A 20,798-nucleotide genomic window follows, 5' to 3' on the forward strand; every position below is an offset into this window, starting at 1 on the left:
GGGACTTTCGTTGCAAAAACTAAAAAGTAACGCACTGATTATTGTGAAAAAGCAAAAGCAGCCAACAAATCTGCTTTTGCTCATCCTTGTGCTTGGATTAACGGTATTTCGTTTAGTCCTGAGCGCTAAAGCTCCTTACTTCACCAACTTATTTGCTGGCTATGATGATCAACTGTTCATTCATTACAGCGAGGAGATACTAAATGGGAATTGGCTGGGGGCCTATTCTACTAAAACATTATCTAAAGGAATTTCCTATTCTCTATTCATCGTGTGGGCTAATAAGCTTCACTTATCGTATGGAATGTTTTTAGGCTTGTTCAATGTTTTGGCTTGTTCAGTTGCGACGTTCGCACTGCGTCCATTGATTAATAATCGTTGGATAATGACCTTCATTTATATGTTCTTCTTGTATTCTCCTGTAACTTTAACAAGCGAGTATAGTACACGGATCTATCGAAATACTTTAGTAGTTCCCGCTGTAGTTTTGGTGATCGCTTGTTTAGTCGGACTATATTTTCGACGAAATGGTAAGCTGCAATCATTTGTTTTTTGGAGTCTAGGATTGTCACTAATTTTTCCGTTTTATTGGTACATTAGAGAGGATTCCTTGTGGCTTTTTCCATTGATGATCGTTGGATTATTAATCATCGCTGGCTCAGTTATTTTCGAAAATGTATCGAATTTCAGAATAAAAAATCTTCGATCAGCGCTTAAAAAGTTTTATTTCACAAGGACACAGTTAGCTAAGTTGTTATTATGTGTGTTGCCTTTTGTGTTCCTTTATTCAACAACAACTGTTTTGAAAAATATAAATAAAGAACATTACGGGATTGAATTAGTCAATGATCGCACTGGCGGTGCTTTTGGTGATGTTTCGAAGCAATTGATTCGGATGGACGATGGTACGAAGTTGAACCAGAATAATAGTAAAGTTTGGGTTTCGAGGAAGGCGTTGGAAAAAGCAGAGGCCGCTTCACCAACACTAAAATCCATCGCTAAAAATATCGACTGGATCTATCAGGATAGTCCTTGGTCTGGTGGTGAGGACATAGCGGGCGACATTATTTTCTGGGCATTGCGAGATGCTGCTGCACAAGCGGGTTATTATAAAGACGGACAGAAAACAGAGCAATTTTGGCAAAAAGTAGATACAGAATTATCAGAAGCCTATAAAAACGGCAAATTGAAAAAGAAGAAAGAGCTATATTTGACCGCAACTGGTGATGGAAAATTGGTGAAAGATTTACCATTAGTGGCTGATTTTATGAAAAGTGGATTTAGTTACAATGTCTTTTATAAGAATTATAGCCAAGGAGCAAATGGGACTCTCGGTCCAAAAGAAGAGATCAAAAAGGCAGAGATCCTATTGAGACATTCATTTTCAAGCGATTGGCAGGATGTAAATGCTCCCCAAAATAGACCAATCAAAGCTTCTAAAATTTCAAGAATATCAGACAGTATAATTAAATGGTATCAAAACTTATTGCCGCTGTGGTTGCTGGTGACGGTGACAGGAATCTTAGTGATCATTTTTGGAAGTCTTTTTTCTAAGGAGCAATTAAAAATTTTTCGCGGAATGCTCTTAATACTATTGGGGCTAGCGTTATCTTATTTGATTTTCCTGATCGGGGTCTCATGGTTTTGTTCATGGGCTCCTGAGCGGAAAGAGATGTTTATGATGATATATACTGGAGCAGGAGTTCCAGTGATTCAGTGGCTTGAAGTGTTGGCTTTAGTCGGCATCCTTCAATTGCCGATCATCGCTAAAAAACTAAACAAAAAAAATAGTTGAAGCTAAATATTTAGCCTCAACTATTTTTTTGTTATTGACATCTCGATCAGACCAGGAGATTCCAAATAAGAAATATTTGAAAAATCATAAATACCTTCGTCTAATTTTCGTTTGAAATATTTATGTACAAAATCAACTTCCGAGGGCAAGATGTTCCGATTATCGTTTTTTAAAACGATTTCCGCGTGCTTATAGGCATCCGTATAAATCACAGTAGTATTCCCGATTGTATAGACTTTAATCATATTTGCATCAGTATTCTCTAGCTGATTATAAACCATTTGTGAATGGCTATTGGTTACATTGATTAGTTTCATCCCGAAACACCTTCTTCCTAAATATTACTTCATAGTGTAATTATATAAGAAAGATTAAGAAAAAAGAAGGATGTTGCTCATTTTTTATGAGAAGGTTTAAAGAAATTGATAAGGCAAAAGGATTCCCGCTATTAACAGGAATCCTTTCGCCTAATTTTTATCTTCTTTGGCTAAGCGTTCAGGCTTTGACGTGATGACGATATGGTCTTCTTTATCAAGTTTCGCTTTAAGATCGGTAATTGTTGGGTGATCTAAATAGAACTCAGCAATTCCGTCTTCAATATTTTCCTGAATTGTCCGGCGAAGCGGGCGAGCTCCCATCGCAGGGTCATAACCAAGATCGACCAGTTTTGCTTTGACGTTATCTGGTACATCAATATGAAGCTTTTGATGAGCGAGCATTTCGTTTACATCATCAAGCATCAATGAAACAATGTTCATCAAATTCTCTTTTGATAGTGAACTAAACTCAATGATGCCATCGAAACGATTCAAGAATTCTGGGGCAAAGAAATCTTTCAATTGACCCAAGACTGAACGGGTAACACCCTCTCTGGCAGCTCCGAAACCTACGTTGGCTTCGATTTTGCCAGTTCCAGCATTGCTGGTCATAATAATGATTGTATCCTTGAAGCTGACTGTACGTCCTTGTGAATCTGTCAAACGGCCATCATCAAGAATTTGCAGGAACATATGCAAAACATCTGGATGTGCCTTTTCAATTTCATCCAACAAGATCAAGCTGTATGGATGACGCCGTACTTGTTCAGTCAATTGCCCGGCTTCTTCATAACCAACATAACCAGGAGGTGAACCGATCAATTTAGAGACACTATGTTTTTCCATATATTCACTCATATCAAAGCGAATCATCGAATCACTTGAGCCGAATAATTCTTCGGCTAATTGGCGAGCTAATTCTGTTTTTCCGACCCCAGTTGGTCCAACAAATAGGAACGAACCGATTGGACGATTTTTCTTGTTCAAGCCGACACGGTTACGTCGAATAGCTTTGGCAACTTTATCAACGGCTTCATCTTGCCCGATGACATGTTGCTTCAAGTCTACTGCAAGATTTTTTAATTGTGTTTGTTCTTTTTCTTTCAACTCACCAACAGGAATTCCCGTCCGTTTTTCAACGATTTGTTCCATGTCCTTTTCGCTGATGACAGGTGTTTCTTCATCTGTTAACTGGCGATCTTTCATTTTTTGCAATTTATTGATTTGGTCGCGGTAGTAAGCTGCTTTCTCAAAGTCTTCCTCTTGAGAAGCTTGAGCCTTTTGTTGTTCTGCTTCCGCTAATTTCTTGTCGATCGTTTTTGGATCAACAATTTGGATCGTCAAGTTTTTCTTCGAACCTGTTTCGTCTAATAAGTCGATCGCTTTGTCAGGTAAGAAACGGTCTTGAATGTAGCGATTTGAAAGTTCTGCAGCGGCTTTGATAGCGTCATCTGTATATTTTACATGATGATAATCTTCATAGCGTGTTTGCAAGCCTTTCAAGATTTCAATCGTTTCTTGAACGGAAGGTTCTTCGACGCGTACAGGCTGCATCCGGCGTTCTAAAGCAGCATCTTTTTCAATAATACGATACTCGTTTAATGTAGTAGCTCCGACCATTTGTAATTCACCACGAGCCAAGGCTGGTTTTAAAATATTACCAGCATCCATATTGCCGTCGCCAGCTGCACCGGCACCGACGATTTCATGAACTTCATCAATGAAAAGGATGATATTTTCCGCTTGCCGAATTTCTTCGATCAGCTTTTGCATCCGTTCTTCAAATTGTCCACGGATACCAGTACCTTGTACAAGGGAAGCGACATCTAAACGGATGACGTCCTTGTCCATTAATTTTTGAGGCACATCTCCATCAACGATTTTTTGAGCTAAACCTTCAACCACAGCGGTTTTACCAACACCGGGCTCACCGATAAGAACTGGATTGTTCTTTGTTCGGCGATTTAATATTTCGATAACACGTTGAATTTCATCATCTCGTCCAACAACGGGGTCGATATTTCCCTCACGTGCTAATCCAGTGATATTAATTCCGTATTCGCCTAACAGCCCGCCGCCGTTTCCACGAGGGGGTTGATTATTGATACCATTTCCACCGCCGAATTGAGTCGGTGGTGTTTGATTTGCAGCACCTTGTCGTTGTTGCATTTGCTGCGACATCGAGCGAAACAGATCGTCTAAACTTCCAAAACCAAAAGGATCATTTCCTGCCATTTGCGGCGCACCTCCAGCTTGATTCTTCAATTTTTGATAGCAACTCTGGCAATAATCTAATTGCTTTCGTTGTCCATTGACGTTTGCATATAAATGAATCGTTGCTTCATTTTCATGACAATTTTGGCAAAGCATTTTTTTCACCCTTTCAATAGTTGATTGTTTCTTCCATTGTACATCGAGTAAGCGAATCTCGTAAAAAGATACGCTGGCCAGTTGTTTGACTATCACTGACCTTAAGAATAATTATAGCGAGATTTTTTATAAAAGCAAACAGTTTGTTTCATTTTTTAGCAATCAACATCTTCGAGTGCTAAAAAAAGATATACACCCACATTTTTTTCTCTTTTAGTGTTATGTAAAAAAAATGAAAACAGGTATAATCAGGGGATTGATCAATCAAACCAGATATTTTAAGAAAGGGCATACATTTAACTGGAATAATTCGACTAAAATTGTTGTATCTACGGTAAAAAAATGGTAATCTAAGAAAATGAAGGGCTCAAAATGATGGATGTTATCATTAAAGCCCTAACATAAAAAAACATTTTTTTTTATAAAGGAGAACGGTCAATATGGAAAAAAAAGATTTTCACGTAGTAGCAGAAACAGGGATTCATGCACGTCCCGCAACTTTATTAGTGCAAGCTGCAAGCAAATTTAACTCTGATATTAACTTAGAGTATAAAGGAAAATCAGTTAACCTTAAATCAATCATGGGAGTTATGTCTCTAGGTGTTGGCCAAGGTTCTGACGTTACTATCTCTGCTGAAGGTGCTGACGAAAAAGAAGCAATGGAAGCAATCGTAGAAACAATGAAAAAGGAAGGATTATCTGAATAATGGTTGAATTACTAAAAGGTATTGCCGCAAGTGACGGAGTTGCCGTTGCGAAAGCTTATCTGCTAGTACAACCGGATTTATCTTTCAAACAAAATAATGTAGAAGACACTGCTGCCGAAGAAAAGCGTTTAGACGACGCTTTGGCGGCTTCTTCTGCTGAATTAGAAAAAATTCGGGATAAAGCAGCGAAAAGCTTAGGTGAAGAAGAAGCACAAGTTTTTGATGCTCATTTGATGGTTCTTTCAGACCCAGAAATGATTGGTCAAATCAAACAACATATTCAAGATAATAAAGTGAATGCAGAAAGCTCACTTAAAGAAGTTACAGATATGTATATCGGCATGTTCGAGGCAATGGATGATAACGCTTATATGCAAGAACGTGCAGCGGATATCCGCGACGTTACTAAACGTATAATGGCTCATCTATTAGGTGTATCTTTACCAGATCCATCAATGATCGACGAAGAAGTTGTCGTTGTCGCACATGACTTGACTCCGAGTGATACTGCACAATTAGATAAAAACTTTGTAAAAGCTTTTGTTACTGATATCGGTGGACGTACCTCTCACTCAGCAATTATGGCTCGTTCATTAGAAATTCCAGCAATCGTTGGTACAAAAGAAATCACTTCTAAAACTAAAGAAGGTGACATCTTAGCAGTCAACGGTATCACTGGTGAAACAATCGTAAACCCAACTGACGAACAAGCGGCTGAATACAAAAAAGCCGGCGAAGCTTATGCAGCGCAAAAAGCAGAATGGGAAAAGCTAAAAAATGCTGAAACAGTCACAGCTGATGGCAAGCATTTTGAATTAGCTGCCAACATCGGTACGCCAAAAGATCTTGAAGGTGTTCATAATAATGGCGCTGAAGCGATCGGGTTGTATCGTACTGAATTCTTATACATGGACTCTTCAGATTTCCCAACAGAAGACGATCAATTTGAAGCTTATAAAGCTGTTTTAGAAGGCATGGGCGACAAACCAGTCGTTGTTCGTACAATGGATATCGGTGGAGACAAAGAACTACCTTACTTAACATTACCTCACGAAATGAATCCATTCTTGGGTTATCGTGCATTGCGTATCAGCTTATCTGAACTAGGCGATGACATGTTCCGTACACAATTACGTGCATTATTACGCGCTTCTGTTCACGGCAACTTGCGCATCATGTTCCCAATGGTTGCGACACTTAAAGAATTCCGTGCAGCGAAGAAAATGTTTAACGAAGAAAAAGAAAAACTTGTTAATGAAGGCGTGAAGGTTTCTGATACGATCCAAGTCGGAATCATGATCGAGATTCCTGCTGCAGCTGTTTTAGCTGACAAGTTTGCTAAAGAAGTTGACTTCTTCAGTATCGGAACAAATGACTTGATCCAATACACAATGGCAGCTGACCGCATGAACGAACGCGTTTCATACTTATACCAACCTTATAACCCATCAATTTTACGTTTGATTAAAAACGTGATTGATGCAGCTCACGCTGAAGGTAAATGGGCTGGTATGTGTGGCGAAATGGCCGGCGATCAAACGGCTGTTCCATTATTGATGGGTATGGGATTAGATGAATTCTCTATGAGTGCGACATCTATTCTTAGAACTCGCAGCTTAATGAAACGTCTGACAACGACTAAGATGGCTGATTTAGCTGATAAAGCGTTGAAAGAGTGCGATACAATGGAAGAAGTTCAAGAATTGGTAGAAGAATACGTAAAATAAGCTTTTTCCTGGACCGTTGTCTAAATTAGGCAACGGTCTTTTTTTTTGGTGCGATCATAATTTGAATGAAAGGATCGCTTTCACTTTAAAATCAGACTATAGGTTGAGAACATGTTCAAATGCTTATGATATAATTAATTTACTTTAAAAAAGACAGTTATCTATTTTACATTTTTCCTTTCTGATTGGAAATTTTTTAGAGTTTTCTACTGAATACAACCTGAACTTGAAATGATTTTAAAACAATATAGAAAAAGAAGGTGACCTATGAAAATTTTACTTTACTTTGAAGGTCAGAATGTGATTGGAAAATCTGGTATTGGACGAGCACTTAGTCATCAAAAGAGAGCATTAAATGCTATGGGCATTGATTATACACTTGACCCGAAGGCAACAGATTATGATATATTACATATCAACACCTATGGTCCGAAAAGCCTGCGACTTGTTAGGAAAGCCAAAAAAATGGGAAAAAGGATTATTTTTCATGCCCATTCGACAGAAGAAGATTTTCGAAATTCATTTATCGGCTCCAATCAACTAGCCCCTTTATTTAAGAAATGGCTGGTTGCTCTATATCAGCAGGCAGATCATTTAATTACACCGACACCATATTCTAAAAAGTTACTGCGCAGCTATGGCTTGACGCAACCGATCGCTGCTATTTCAAATGGTATCGACCTAAAGAAATACTATCCTGATGAATACAAGGAAGCATCCTTCCGAAAACATTTCAATTTAACAGAAACACAAAAAGTCATCATCTGTGTAGGACTGTTTTTTGAACGCAAAGGAATTTTGGATTTTGTCAAGCTAGCAGAGAAAATGCCTGAGTATACATTTATTTGGTTTGGTGATGTTCCGATGATTTCAATTCCAGCTAATATTCGTCGTGTTGTGAAAAAGGATCACCCAAAAAACGTTCTTTTCCCAGGCTATGTAAATGGAGATTTGATCGAAGGAGCGTATTCTGGAGCAGATTTATTCTTCTTTCCTTCCTATGAAGAGACTGAAGGGATCGTGGTGCTGGAAGCACTAGCTAGTCAACAACAAGTTTTGCTGAGAAATATCCCAGTTTACGAAGGTTGGATGGAAGATCGTAAGAATTGCTACATGGGTAACAACAACCAAGAATTTGAACAATTAATTCACCAATTAGTGAATCGACGTTTACCAAATCTCTCTATGGCGGGGTTTAAAGTAGCTCAAGAAAAGAGTATTACACAAATCGGCAACGAATTAAAAGCTGTCTATCAAGCAGTTTTAGAACAGCCGTACGATTATCAAGTATATGCAAAAGTCACAAAATAGTTTGGAGGAATCGCCGTGCGGATTGGTTTTTTTACAGACACTTATTTCCCGCAAGTCAGTGGGGTAGCCACATCAATCAGAACGTTAAAAAATGAACTTGAAAAGCAAGGGCATGAGGTCTATATTTTTACAACTACAGATCCGGATGCTGATGAGTTTGAAAAAGATATTGTACGGATGCCTAGCGTCCCTTTCATCTCTTTCAAGGATCGTCGGATCGTTGTACGGGGAATTTGGTTTGCTTATCAAATTGCTAAGGAATTAGAGTTAGAGGTTATTCATACCCATACGGAGTTTGGGGCAGGTTTCCTTGGGAAGATGGTCGCAAATCGCTTAAGGATCCCCGTTGTTCATACCTATCATACAATGTATGAGGATTATCTTCATTATATTGCGAATGGAAAAGTGGTCAGACCTACACATGTTAAGCATTTCGTTAAGATGTTTGTAAACCATTCAACGGGTGTCGTGTGTCCTAGTAAGCGGGTGGTGGATACATTGAAGCGTTATGAAGTTGATGTTCCGATGCGTATCATTCCCACGGGGATCGATATTTCCCATTTTGTTCGTTCGGATATTACCAAAAATGATACGGATAAACTGAGAGAAAGTTTGGGAATCCATGATGATGAGTTGATGATTCTATCCTTGAGTCGTATTTCCTATGAAAAGAACATTCATGTCATTGTGCAGCAATTTCCTGAAGTTCTTATGAGCTGTCCTAATGCCCGTTTAGTAATTGTTGGAAAAGGACCCTATCGTGAGGATTTGGAGGAATTGACTCGTGAATTAGGGATCGAAAGCTATGTCCAGTTCACTGGTGAAGTTCCGCACGAAGAAGTGGCTTATTATTATCATGCCGCTGATTATTTTGTCAGCGCCTCGACTTCAGAGACTCAAGGATTGACATATGCAGAAGCAATCGCATCAGGAACGCAGTGTATTGTTGAAGGCAATGATTATTTGAATCAATTGATCAACCACGAATCCTTAGGAATAACATTTGAGCATAATGACGATTTCAGTGATAGCTTTATTCGTTATATCCAACAAAATATCCCTTTAGACACTGAAGTTCAGCAGAATAAACTAGTAGAAATATCAGCAGAACGATTCGGGAGTGAGATTCTTAAATTTTATCAAGAAATGATTGTTTACTATGCTGAAAATCATAAAGAAGTAAAATCACCCGCACGAACAGTTCAAAAAATGCGGGTACGGATTAATTCGCTTAGAAACAGCGAAGATAAATAAAGCTGAAATCCATCTCTTCATGTATACTGGAGGTGGATTATTTTTATTGGAGGTTGAGTATATGAAAATTGGATTTATCGGAACAGGCGTGATGGGGAAATCGATCGTTAAACATTTTCTAGCAGCTGGTCATGAAGTAGCTGTGTACAACCGTACGAAGAGTAAAACGGATGAATTGGTTGCTCATGGTGCAGTCTGGCAGGATACACCAGCAGAGGTGGCGAATACAAGTGAAATCATCTTCTCGATGGTGGGATACCCTAGTGATGTTGAAGAAATTTATTATGGTTCTAAAGGAGTATTCACTGTCGATGTTGCAGAGAAAATCTTGATTGATTTGACGACTTCAACTCCAACACTGGCGGAAAAAATTTATCAATCAGCTAAGAAAAACGGTGCCGATTCACTAGACGCACCAGTATCAGGAGGAGACTTAGGAGCGCAGAACGGTACTTTAACAATAATGGTCGGTGGTGATCAACCAGTCTATGAAAAGGTGGTACCTCTCTTTGAGATTATGGGTAAAAGTTATTCTCTTCAAGGTGCAGCCGGAGCTGGTCAGCATACTAAGATGGCAAATCAAATCATGATCGCTGGAACAATGACGGGAATGACTGAGATGCTGGTTTATGCCAAAGCGGCTAAACTAGATGTAGAAAAAGTGTTAGCAACATTAGGCGGCGGGGCTGCGCAAAATTGGTCGATGTCGAATTACGCACCGCGGATATTAAAGGAAGATTATTCTCCCGGCTTTTTCGTAAAACACTTCATTAAAGATTTAAAAATTGCTTTAGACGAAGCGAAAAAAATGCAACTGGATCTTCCTGCGACTAAATTAGCGACTGAGCTTTATGAACAATTAGCCGATCAAGGATTTGAAAATGATGGGACTCAAGCCTTAATTAAATTATGGTGGTCAGAATCTTAAGTTAGATTTAGTAAAAAAAACATAAATTTATTGATGAAAATCAATGCAAGATACGGTCGGATTTGATACAATAAGACAGAATTGAGAAGAAGGGGGGCACCTAGATGAAACATTCACAATTAGTTGCCATTATTAAACGCTTAGAAGCAATGACTGAATCGACTGATAATGAAGTACAATTGCGTCGTTTTGAAAAAGAAGGCGTAGAGAAATGTACTGTAACTTATGATAATACGACAGAAACATTTGAGCTGACAGAAAGCGACAGCAAACAATCTTATCAATTTGACAACATCGATATCGTAGCGATGGAAATTTATGATTTGATTCAATAAAACGGGGAAACCCGTTTTTTTTTGCAGTTATCGGATGATAACTGCTTTTTTATATTAAAAGGGTTTCAAATAATTTTCGATTATATTTTTATGAGGAATTCCTATTTTTCGTGTCAACTCGGGTCAAATCTTTTGAACTTATTTAAATTTAGTCAGAAGATATACTTAGGGGGCTATGATATGTTAGATAAAGAAGTATACAATCAACTATTTAAACCATCTTTTTCTAAAAAAACACAAGTGACTTTTTGGGATGGTTCTGTAAAGGAGTATGGGAATTCTGAAGGTGAAGTCATCTTCAAAATTATTTTTAACGAAAAAATTCCAGTGAAGGAATTGATTAACAATGCATCCTTAGCATTGGGAGAAGCGTATATGGAGAAGAAAATCGAAATCGAGGGCGATCTACAGGACTTGATTTACGATGTTTATAATCAGGCAAACGGTTTTTTCCATAATACCAATTTTAAAAAATGGATGCCAAAAGAAAAGCATACTAAAAAGCAATCAGCTCATTATATCCACAGCCACTATGATTTAGGCAATGATTTTTATGAAATGTGGTTGGATCGCACATTAACCTATTCTTGTGCTTATTTTGAAACGCCAGAGGATACATTGGAACAAGCGCAAATCAATAAAGTGCATCATATTCTAGATAAATTATTTATTAAACCAGGAGAGACTTTATTAGACATTGGTTGTGGCTGGGGGACACTAATCTTGACTGCGGCTAAGGAGTATAAAGTAAGAGCAAAAGGGATTACCTTAAGCGAAGAACAATATCAGCACATTCAAGCAATCATCGCAAAAGAACATCTAGAAGATACAGTTTCAGTTGAATTGATGGATTACCGTGATCTAATAGGGACTTTCGATCACATCACTAGCGTGGGGATGTTTGAACATGTTGGCGCAGAAAATCTGCAGGAGTATTTTAAAGTTGTTGAAAATCATTTAGCACAAAATGGAACAGCCTTGATCCACGGTATCAGCCGGCAACAAGGTGGAGCAAAAAATGCTTGGATCAATCAATATATTTTCCCAGGCGGCTACATTCCTGGCGTGACAGAACTAGTTGGGCATATCACCGAAAATGACCTACAGTTGATTGATCTTGAAAGCTTGCGGCGCGACTATCAATTAACACTGGAACACTGGACTAAGAATTTTCATCAAGTGAGGGATAAGGTGATCGAACAAAAGGACGAAGCATTTTATCGCATGTGGGACTTATACCTTCAAGCTTGTGCAGCTTCATTTCAGGCCAGCAATATTGATGTGGTTCAATATCTATTGGTTCATCCAAATAACAATGCGATTCCAATGCATCGAAATGTTTAAAAAAGCGGGTTTTCCGCTTTTTTAGTTTGCGTGCGAAACATTCAGTGGCTAATTTATCATTTTTAAATCAACATTGTCTATATTATTGAGATATCTTTATTGATATAATTATTCAATGAATACAAAAGTTATGTTTGATTTGAATAATTTATAAAGTAGGTGAACTTATGATGAATCGCGCTCAGCGCATTGATCGAAACGGGGGAAGAGTCGTCCGAGATATTTCTTATCCAACGCTTATTTTTTTACTTTTTTCAGTCCTGTTTGGCGCGTTGAGTATTAAGGTTGTTCCGCCATTGCAAGCACCAGATGAAATTGGTCATTTTGTGAAAACTCAAGCCTTCTCGGAATTTAAGGTTCGTCCACAAAAAAGATCCGCTGCTACAGGGCAGAATAATCAACCGACTTGGGGAGAATATGGGTTCAAACTTCCATATGAAGTTCAAAGTATGAATGAATACGCGAACCAAACACGCGGAAAAAATGCGAAGCCCCCTTACCAGCTAGCAAGGAAAAATAAAAGAGTTTTTATTGGTACCGGAGGAATAACAAATTATTCATTTATCAACTATCTTCCGCAACTGGTCGGGACATTCACTGGAAAAGCTTTAGGAAAATCTATTTTATGGCAATATTACGCGGCTAGGATTTGCAACTTGATTGTATATATCGGGATTGTTTTTTTTGCTATTAAGCTATTTCCTTTTTCAAAATGGGGTGCAGTCCTCTTAGCGTTAAATCCAATGGCTCTCTTTTTGGCATCGTCGGTTTCTGGAGATGGAATGGTGATTGCAGGTAGTTTCTTTTTCATTTCTTGGATGCTAAATTTGCTGAATCGGCCAACTATCTCCACTGCTCGAATGTTCTTCAGCGGGGGAATGCTAGCGGCTCTGGTTTTAATGAAGCCAACTTTAATCGTTTTTGGGATGCTATTCTTTTTAATTCCCAATAAAGCACTGAGTATCAAGCGAAAACTATTTTGGGGTATCGGCATTTTATCGGCCTGCCTTCTGATTTACTTATCATGGAATCGGCTAATGATTGATCAGCAATTGTTATATCGGGATTTTGCTGATCCTAAAGGACAAGTTAGTGCATTTCTAAAAAATCCATTTGTTTTCTTGGGAAATTTCTTAGGAAATTACTTATTTGGAGTGAAGGGCGATGGTGTTCTCCATTCCTTCGTAGGAAATTTTGGCTGGTTGGATACGCCGCTGGGATGGCATTGGGTAGTACTATATATAGTAAGTGTCGTGATTGGTGCTTTAGCCAATCCAGAAGGGGAGTTAACACTCTCAATTTCTAAGCGTTTGATACTTGTTGCCTCAATCGTTCTGTATGTCCTACTTACTTTCTTTGCTCTTTATCAAATCTGGAATCAGGTAGGACGGATAAAATCAATCGAGGGCTTACAAGGAAGATATTTTATTCCAGGAAGTTTATTGATAATTCCGCTATTTTCGAGTGTTGAGGATGTCTTAAATATTTCACCAAAAAAAATTAATTTGATCCTAACAATCAGTATGCTCTTGGTTTTAATCGCAACGGTGTATACATTAATGAATCGTTATAGCTAAGAATCGCAGAGAGGCGATTCTTTTTTTGCAATTCCTTTGATAACCAAAGTAATTTTAAAATAGCAGGAATTAAGTGGGCTCAAGTATAATCATTAATTTTTAGTTAATTGAAAAAATCTTGTTGCATTCAGAAAAAAAATAAGATATAGTTTGAACATCAAATGATTTGATAATCAAACTAATTAGGTGAGGACATGGAAAGAAACTGGGAAGAATTAAATACCTATTTAGTTTCAATTTTCAACGACGTCTTGTCGATTGAAGAAAACGAACTAAAAAAATCACAATTCAGTGATTTGACGATTACCGAAATGCATACCATTGATGCGATCGGGATGTATAAGAAAAAGACGACAACAGAAGTTGCTAGAGAACTATTAGTAACAGTTGGAACGCTTACGACGTCAATCAATCGATTAGTGAAAAAGGGCTATGTAGAACGTATCCGCAGCGAAGATGATCGCCGCGTGGTCAAACTGGGCTTGACGAAACAAGGAAGATTAGTTTTTCGAATCCATCAGCATTTTCATCACGAAATGGTCAAGAGTGCCATCAAAGATTTAGATACCGATGAACAAGAAGTTTTCTTGAAAGCACTAGTTAATCTATATAACTACTTAGAGGAGATCAAATGAGTATGAGCTTCGGAAAAATAACTGCAACTGCTCGTTATTTACCTGAAAAAATCGTGACGAATGATGACTTGGCTGAATGGATGGATACCTCAGACGAATGGATTCAATCGCGAACTGGGATTAAACAGCGCCACATTGCAGAAGCAGAAAATACTTCAGACATGTGTCTACAGGTTGCAAAAAAATTGATTGAAAAATCAGCGATTGATCCTATCAGTTTAGACTTTATTATCGTTGCAACAATGTCGCCAGATTATACATCTCCATCTGTTGCTTGTCAGGTTCAAGGAAAACTTGGAGCCAAACAAGCGATGGCTTTTGATGTGGCAGCCGCGTGCGCCGGTTTTGTATATGCACTGGCAACTGCGGAAAATTTTGTTCGCAGCGGCATGAAGCGTGGAATTGTTATCGGTGGTGAAAAAACATCGAAACTACTAGACTGGCAAGATCGTTCTTCCGCCGTTCTTTTTGGAGACGGAGCAGCGGGTGTTTTATTGGAAGCAGACGAGAAACCTTCTATTATAAAACAATTGCTGCGAGCAGATGGTGAACGAGCTAATGCACTGACTGCCGGTTTTCGTCAAAACAGCAATATTTTCCATGAAGGATCAGATACTAGTACGGCTTTGGCAATGGATGGCCGCGGAATCTGGAACTTCGCCCTAAATGATGTAACGAAAAGTTTGAAAGATTTTATCGGTGAAGAATCAGTAGATTACTATTTACTACATCAAGCCAATAAACGAATCATTGAAAAAATCGCTCGTAAAATGAATGAGCCGATTGAAAAATTTCCTATGAATCTAATGAATTATGGGAATACATCAGCAGCGAGTATTCCTATTTTATTGGATGAACTTGTTGAAACCAATGTTCTAACTTTAAACAGCAATCAAAAAGTGGTATTGACAGGCTATGGCGGTGGATTAGCGTGGGGCAACCTACTGATTCAGCTGTAAACTTGTTAAAAATATAAAATTAAAACTTAAAATTATCGGAGGAAACAACTTATGACATTCGAAAAAATCCAAGACATCATCGTAGAAGAACTAGGAGTAGAAAAAGAAGAAGTAAAATTAGAAACAAATATCCAAGAAGATCTAGAAGCAGATAGCTTGGACTTATTCCAAATCATCAACGAAATCGAAGACGAATTTGATGTGAAAATCGAAACAGAAGACGGCATCACAACAGTTAAAGATTTAGTTGAATATGTTGAAAAACAACAAAACGCTTAATTAATAAAATTTCGGGAAAAGGCTAGGCGTAAGGCCTGGCCTTTCCTGCTATTAGGAGACGATCATGAAAACAGCATTCTTGTTCAGCGGTCAGGGCGCTCAATATGCCGGAATGGGTAAAGAGTTGTACCAACAGGAAAAAATCGTGAAGGAAACTTTTGAAGAAGCAAGTGATCTACTGGGCTTTTCAATGGAAGATTTATGCTTTTCAGAAAATGACCAGCTCAATGAAACAAAATATACACAACCAGCAATATTGACAGTCAGCACTGCTTTTTTACGTGTGCTAACAGCTAAAGGGTTTCAAGCGGATGCAGTAGCAGGTTTGAGTCTGGGAGAGTATACAGCATTGGTCGCTTCAGGTGCGTTAGCATTTAGCGATGCGGTACAACTTGTTCACAAACGTGGACAGTTTATGAGTGAAGCAGCACCAACTGGTAGCGGAAAAATGGTTGCAGTAATGAATACCGCGGCAGAGATAATTGAGGATTGTTGTAATAAAGCTTCTGATTTAGGAATTGTTTCACCAGCCAACTATAATACTCCGCAACAAATCGTGATTGGCGGCGAAGTAGCCGCAGTCGAAAAAGCGGAAGAATTATTGCAGGCTGCTGGAACAAAACGGATGATTCCTTTGAATGTTAGCGGACCTTTCCACACTGCATTGTTGGAGCCAGCCAGCAAACAATTGAATGAAGTGTTGCAGACAATCGCTTTTGGAGAGATGCAGATTCCAGTGATTTCGAATACAACAGCAGAAATTATGCCTCAAAAAGATATTGTTTCATTATTGACTAGACAAGTAATGTCTCCTGTTCGTTTCAGCGATAGTGTTGAAACATTAAAAGAGATGGGTGTCACACAATTGATCGAGATTGGTCCTGGTAAAACACTGACGGGCTTCATCAAAAAAATTGATCGCTCGTTAGTAACTAGTCGGGTGGAGGATACGAAGACGTTAGAGGAAACCATTATTTTTTTAGGAGGTTCGAATGGAACTAACAAATAAGACAGTTTTTATTACTGGCAGCAGTCGTGGTATCGGTTGGGGGATCGCAAAAGTATTCGCCCAAGCTGGTGCGAATATCGTATTGAATGGTCGGAAGGAGATTCCAGCAGAGAAAATTGCTGAAATCGAGGCATTTGGTGTAAAATGCACCAGCATTTGCGGCGATATCAGTTCGTTCGAAGAAGCTGGAAAGATGATCAAAGAATGTGAAGAGACGTTGGATTCGATCGATATCTTGATTAATAATGCAGGAATCACGAAAGATCAACTGCTTTTACGTATGAAACCAGAAGACTTCGATGCCGTCATGGATATCAACTTGAAGGGAACATTCAATATGACCCAACAAGTGTTGAAGAAAATGATGAAAAAACGCGCAGGTGCAATCATTAATCTTTCTAGTGTAGTGGGTTTGATCGGAAATGTTGGTCAAAGTAATTATGCAGCGAGTAAGGCAGGCGTGATTGGCTTTACTAAGGCAGTTGCTAGAGAAGTCGCTCCTCGTGGAATCACTTGTAACGCAATTGCACCAGGTTTTATCAAAACAGATATGACAGATGAATTAAATGATAAGGTTAAGGAACAGATGGAAGGGCAAATTCCATTGAAATGCTTCGGCAGCGTGGAAGATGTAGCAAATGCTGCATTGTTCTTAGCGAAAAATAAGTATATCACCGGTCAAGTATTGAACGTTGATGGCGGAATGGTCATGTAAAGAAAGGACGGAAGAAAATGAATCGTGTCGTAATTACAGGCTTTGGTGTTGCCTCACCAATTGGAAATGACGAAGAAACGTTTTTAAAGAATTTAAAAGAAGGAAATCACGGATTTGGTCCGATCACTCGCTTTGATGCTAGCGAAACGGGCATCTCAGTCGCAGCTGAAGTGAAAGATTTCCCTTTGGAAAAATATTTTGTTAAAAAAGATACGAAACGGATGGAAACTTATTCATTGTATGCCATCTACTCTGCACTTGAAGCATTAGAAATGAGTGGGATCAACACTGAAGTAGAAGATATGGAGCGCTTTGGCGTCATGATTGGTTCAGGTGTTGGAGGTCTAGGAACGATCCAGGATCAAGTAATTAAAATGGATAAAAAAGGTCCGGCACGTGTTTCGCCAATGTTCGTACCGTTGGCTATTGTAAATATGGCGGCAGGAAATGTTGCTTTGCGTATTGGTGCTAAAGGGATTTGTACAAGTACGGTAACAGCTTGTGCCAGCGGAACACATTCGATTGGTGAAGCTTTCCGGAATATCAAGCATGGTTATTCTGATGTAATTATCGCTGGTGGTGCGGAATCTTGTATCAACAAGATTGGTATTTCTGGCTTTGCGGCTCTGACTGCACTAAGTACTTCAGAAGATCCAGCTCGTGCCTCTATCCCATTTGATAAAGATCGTAATGGTTTTGTGATGGGTGAAGGCGCTGGTGTTTTAGTTTTAGAATCTTTAGAACACGCACAAAAACGTGGCGCAAACATTCTTGGCGAGGTCGTTGGATACGGAGCAACATGTGATGCTTACCATATGACTGCGCCATCCCCAGATGGTGAAGGTGCAGCACGAGCAATTACTGAAGCAGTTAAAGAAGCCGGTATCGATCCAGCTGATGTAAACTACGTGAACGCTCACGGAACAAGTACACAGGCGAATGATAAAGCTGAAAGCAAAGCCATCGAAGCGGCATTGACTGAAAATGCTTATGTCAGCAGTACAAAATCCTTAACAGGGCACCTATTAGGTGGAGCTGGTGGAGTTGAAGCGGTAGCATCATTGATGGCTATTCAACATCAGTTCATCCCGCCGACTGCAAATATTCAAGAAGTAGATTCAGAAATCAAAGCAAACGTTGTTGTGAATGAAGCAAAAGAAACACCAGTCAATTACGCTGTAAGTAATTCTCTAGGGTTTGGCGGTCACAACGCTGTGATCTGTTTGAAACGCTGGGAGGATTAAAAATGGAGATCAACGAAGTCAAAGAACTGCTGAATCAATTCAATGATTCAAAACTAACCGAATTTGATTTACGAGAAGGCAGTTTTGAGCTATACATGAATAAAAATCAGACGAATCGTCAAACGATGACAGCGTCACAACCAGAGCAATCAGTAGAACCAGCACCAGTAACACCGATGACAACTGCTGCACCTACTTCGGAGTCAGAAAAAACTCAAGCTCCTGTTGCTGCAGCTAATGGTGAAGGACAAGTGATTACCTCGCCAATCGTTGGGATTATCTATCTAAAGCCGTCGCCTGAACAAGATGTTTATAAATCTGTCGGCGATACAGTGAAGCAGGGCGAAACAGTCTGCATTATTGAAGCAATGAAATTACTGAATGAGATCACGAGTGATTTTGATGGAACAATTACTGAAATTTTGGTGGAAAATGAAGATGTTGTTGAATACGGGCAACCATTGTTCCGAATTAGTTAGGAGAGAAAGAAAATGTTAACGATCGAAGAAATCAAAGAAATCATCCCGCATCGCTATCCAATGCTGTTAATTGATCGCGTGGAAGAATTAGAAGCAGGAAAAAGTATCAAAGCCAAGAAAAATGTTTCGGTTAATGAACCATTTTTCCAAGGGCATTTTCCTCACGAGCCTGTCATGCCAGGTGTATTGATTGTTGAAGCAATGGCCCAAGCAGGTGCTGTCGCATTATTATCAATGGATGAATTTAAAGGAAAAACAGCCTACTTTGGCGGAATCGACAAAGCGAAGTTCCGTAAAAAAGTTGTACCAGGAGATACTTTAGTTTTAGAAGTAGAATTAACAAAAGTTCGTTCTTCAGCAGGTTGCGGAAAAGGCATCGCCTATGTCGATGGAAAAAAAGTAGCTGAAGCAGAACTGACTTTTATGATTGGATAGATGTCTATGTTTTCAAAAATTTTGATCGCCAATCGTGGCGAAATCGCTGTACGAATCATCCGTGCCTGTCGTGAATTAGGAATTCAGACCGTCGCGGTTTATTCTGAGGCAGATAAAGAAGCACTGCACACAGAGATGGCGGATGAAGCAATTTGTATCGGGCCTGCCCGTTCAAGCGATTCCTATTTGAATATGCAAGAAATTTTGAGTGCAGCGATCGTGACGAATGCCGAAGCGATTCATCCGGGTTTTGGTTTTTTGTCAGAAAATAGTTTATTTGCCACAATGTGTGCTGAATGCAATATCAAATTTATCGGACCTAGTGAAAAAACGATTGACGCGATGGGAAATAAAATCCACGCACGGCAATTGATGCAAGAAGCTGGTGTACCAGTAATTCCTGGCAGTGACGGAGCGATCGATACGTTAGAAGAAGCAGAAAAGCTTGCTGATAAAATCGGTTATCCAGTCATGTTGAAAGCTGCTGCCGGCGGCGGAGGTAAAGGAATTCGTAAAGTCCCTAAAAAAAGCGAACTAGAAAAGCATTTTTTATCGGCTAAGTCTGAAGCAAAAGCGGCTTTTGGTGATGATTCGATGTATATGGAAAAAATTATTTATCCAGCTCGTCATATCGAAGTCCAAATTTTAGGGGATCAGCAAGGTGATGTGATCCACTTAGGTGAACGGGATTGTTCATTACAGCGAAATAATCAAAAGGTATTAGAAGAAGCTCCTTCTGTAGTTATTGGTGAAGAGACCCGTAAAATGCTGGGCGACATCGCTGTTAAGGCTGGAAAAGCAGTAAACTACGAAAGTGCTGGAACCATAGAATTCCTGCGAGATGAAGATGGCAGCTTATATTTTATGGAAATGAATACACGGATTCAGGTGGAGCACCCAATTACTGAGATGGTCACAGGCATTGATATTGTAAAAAAACAAATCAAAATTGCGGCTGGCGAACCATTAGGTTTAAAGCAATCTGACGTGAAATTCCAAGGCCATTCTATTGAATGCCGAATCAACGCAGAGAATCCTGCATTTAATTTCGCGCCTTCACCAGGAAAAATCAAAACCCTGTTGTTACCTAGCGGCGGTCTTGGTCTACGAGTGGATAGCGCGATGTACAGTGGGGTGACAATTCCCCCGTATTATGATTCAATGATTGCAAAGATTATTGTTCATGGAGAAGATCGCTTTGATGCGTTGATGAAGATGCAGCGTGCTCTAGGTGAATTTGTTTCTGATGGAGTCATCACAAATGTTGAATTTCAAATGGACTTGATCAGCCATCCAAGTGTTCTATTCGGAGACTACGATACAAGTTTCTTACAAAAAACCTTTTTACCAGAGTGGCAACAAAGCGAGTAGGAGGAAT

The 20,798-nt window shown here is 39.2% G+C and carries 20 protein-coding genes; 18 read left to right on the plus strand and 2 right to left on the minus strand.

Annotated elements, in window-relative coordinates; translation table 11 throughout:
* Positions 1-10 precede the first annotated feature (10 nt).
* Entirely contained in the window at positions 11-1,795 is a 1,785-nt protein-coding gene (locus tag AC4J95_RS02030) for a hypothetical protein (RefSeq protein ID WP_494548402.1), read from the plus strand.
* 20 nt (positions 1,796-1,815) lie between these two features.
* Here AC4J95_RS02030 and AC4J95_RS02035 read toward each other — a convergent pair whose 3' ends face one another.
* On the minus strand, positions 1,816-2,112 hold the full coding sequence (locus tag AC4J95_RS02035; RefSeq protein WP_494548403.1) for a DUF1827 family protein: 297 nt from the start codon (positions 2,110-2,112) through the stop codon (positions 1,816-1,818).
* Between the two features lie 150 nt (positions 2,113-2,262).
* Positions 2,263-4,482 (minus strand): ATP-dependent Clp protease ATP-binding subunit, encoded by a 2,220-nt coding sequence (locus AC4J95_RS02040; RefSeq protein ID WP_494548404.1) that lies wholly within the window; start codon positions 4,480-4,482, stop codon positions 2,263-2,265.
* A 440-nt stretch (positions 4,483-4,922) separates the two neighbouring features.
* On the opposite strand from AC4J95_RS02040, the gene AC4J95_RS02045 reads away from it, so the two are divergent.
* From AC4J95_RS02045 to AC4J95_RS02125, 17 genes are all read left to right on the plus strand, one after another.
* Positions 4,923-5,189, plus strand: a complete 267-nt coding sequence (locus AC4J95_RS02045) for a phosphocarrier protein HPr (RefSeq protein WP_010740408.1) — start codon at positions 4,923-4,925, stop codon at positions 5,187-5,189.
* Positions 5,189-6,916, plus strand: coding sequence for a phosphoenolpyruvate--protein phosphotransferase (gene ptsP, locus AC4J95_RS02050; protein WP_494548405.1), 1,728 nt, complete (start codon positions 5,189-5,191; stop codon positions 6,914-6,916). The genes AC4J95_RS02045 and ptsP overlap by 1 nt, the downstream gene beginning before the upstream one ends.
* A 267-nt stretch (positions 6,917-7,183) precedes the next feature.
* Positions 7,184-8,227 (plus strand): LTA glycolipid anchor biosynthesis glycosyltransferase, IagA/BgsA family, encoded by a 1,044-nt coding sequence (locus AC4J95_RS02055; protein WP_494548406.1) that lies wholly within the window; start codon positions 7,184-7,186, stop codon positions 8,225-8,227.
* Positions 8,228-8,242: 15 nt separating this feature from the next.
* Positions 8,243-9,481 carry a glycosyltransferase family 4 protein gene (locus AC4J95_RS02060; protein WP_494548407.1) on the plus strand — a complete coding sequence of 413 codons (1,239 nt, stop codon included), beginning with the start codon at positions 8,243-8,245 and terminating at the stop codon, positions 9,479-9,481.
* A gap of 19 nt (positions 9,482-9,500) precedes the next feature.
* A complete protein-coding gene (locus AC4J95_RS02065; RefSeq protein ID WP_494548408.1) occupies positions 9,501-10,409 on the plus strand; it encodes an NAD(P)-dependent oxidoreductase in 909 nt (302 codons plus the stop codon).
* 104 nt (positions 10,410-10,513) lie between these two features.
* Positions 10,514-10,744 (plus strand): YkuJ family protein, encoded by a 231-nt coding sequence (locus tag AC4J95_RS02070; RefSeq protein ID WP_010740403.1) that lies wholly within the window; start codon positions 10,514-10,516, stop codon positions 10,742-10,744.
* Between the two features lie 180 nt (positions 10,745-10,924).
* Positions 10,925-12,088, plus strand: a complete 1,164-nt coding sequence (locus AC4J95_RS02075) for a class I SAM-dependent methyltransferase (protein WP_494548409.1) — start codon at positions 10,925-10,927, stop codon at positions 12,086-12,088.
* Between the two features lie 167 nt (positions 12,089-12,255).
* A complete protein-coding gene (locus AC4J95_RS02080; protein ID WP_494548410.1) occupies positions 12,256-13,665 on the plus strand; it encodes a DUF2142 domain-containing protein in 1,410 nt (469 codons plus the stop codon).
* 194 nt (positions 13,666-13,859) lie between these two features.
* On the plus strand, positions 13,860-14,300 hold the full coding sequence (fabT, locus tag AC4J95_RS02085) for a fatty acid biosynthesis transcriptional regulator FabT (protein ID WP_316403358.1): 441 nt from the start codon (positions 13,860-13,862) through the stop codon (positions 14,298-14,300).
* A complete protein-coding gene (locus AC4J95_RS02090) occupies positions 14,297-15,259 on the plus strand; it encodes a beta-ketoacyl-ACP synthase III (RefSeq protein WP_494548411.1) in 963 nt (320 codons plus the stop codon). The genes fabT and AC4J95_RS02090 overlap by 4 nt, the downstream gene beginning before the upstream one ends.
* A gap of 51 nt (positions 15,260-15,310) precedes the next feature.
* Positions 15,311-15,538 (plus strand): acyl carrier protein, encoded by a 228-nt coding sequence (locus tag AC4J95_RS02095; RefSeq protein WP_010746005.1) that lies wholly within the window; start codon positions 15,311-15,313, stop codon positions 15,536-15,538.
* A 64-nt stretch (positions 15,539-15,602) separates the two neighbouring features.
* On the plus strand, positions 15,603-16,547 hold the full coding sequence (gene fabD / locus AC4J95_RS02100; protein ID WP_494548412.1) for an ACP S-malonyltransferase: 945 nt from the start codon (positions 15,603-15,605) through the stop codon (positions 16,545-16,547).
* A complete protein-coding gene (gene fabG, locus AC4J95_RS02105) occupies positions 16,531-17,262 on the plus strand; it encodes a 3-oxoacyl-[acyl-carrier-protein] reductase (protein WP_494548413.1) in 732 nt (243 codons plus the stop codon). The genes fabD and fabG overlap by 17 nt, the downstream gene beginning before the upstream one ends.
* 17 nt (positions 17,263-17,279) lie before the next feature.
* Positions 17,280-18,506 (plus strand): beta-ketoacyl-ACP synthase II, encoded by a 1,227-nt coding sequence (gene fabF, locus AC4J95_RS02110; RefSeq protein WP_494548414.1) that lies wholly within the window; start codon positions 17,280-17,282, stop codon positions 18,504-18,506.
* A gap of 2 nt (positions 18,507-18,508) precedes the next feature.
* A complete protein-coding gene (accB, locus tag AC4J95_RS02115; RefSeq protein ID WP_494548415.1) occupies positions 18,509-18,985 on the plus strand; it encodes an acetyl-CoA carboxylase biotin carboxyl carrier protein in 477 nt (158 codons plus the stop codon).
* A 12-nt stretch (positions 18,986-18,997) separates the two neighbouring features.
* Complete coding sequence (gene fabZ / locus AC4J95_RS02120; RefSeq protein WP_216409738.1) at positions 18,998-19,420, plus strand: 3-hydroxyacyl-ACP dehydratase FabZ; 423 nt, start codon at positions 18,998-19,000, stop codon at positions 19,418-19,420.
* Between the two features lie 6 nt (positions 19,421-19,426).
* The gene (locus AC4J95_RS02125; protein WP_494548416.1) at positions 19,427-20,791 is read left to right on the plus strand and encodes an acetyl-CoA carboxylase biotin carboxylase subunit; all 1,365 of its coding nucleotides are present in this window, start codon (positions 19,427-19,429) and stop codon (positions 20,789-20,791) included.
* The last annotated feature ends 7 nt before the right edge of the window (positions 20,792-20,798 follow it).

Source organism: Enterococcus sp. GPZ-007 (genome assembly GCF_059374735.1).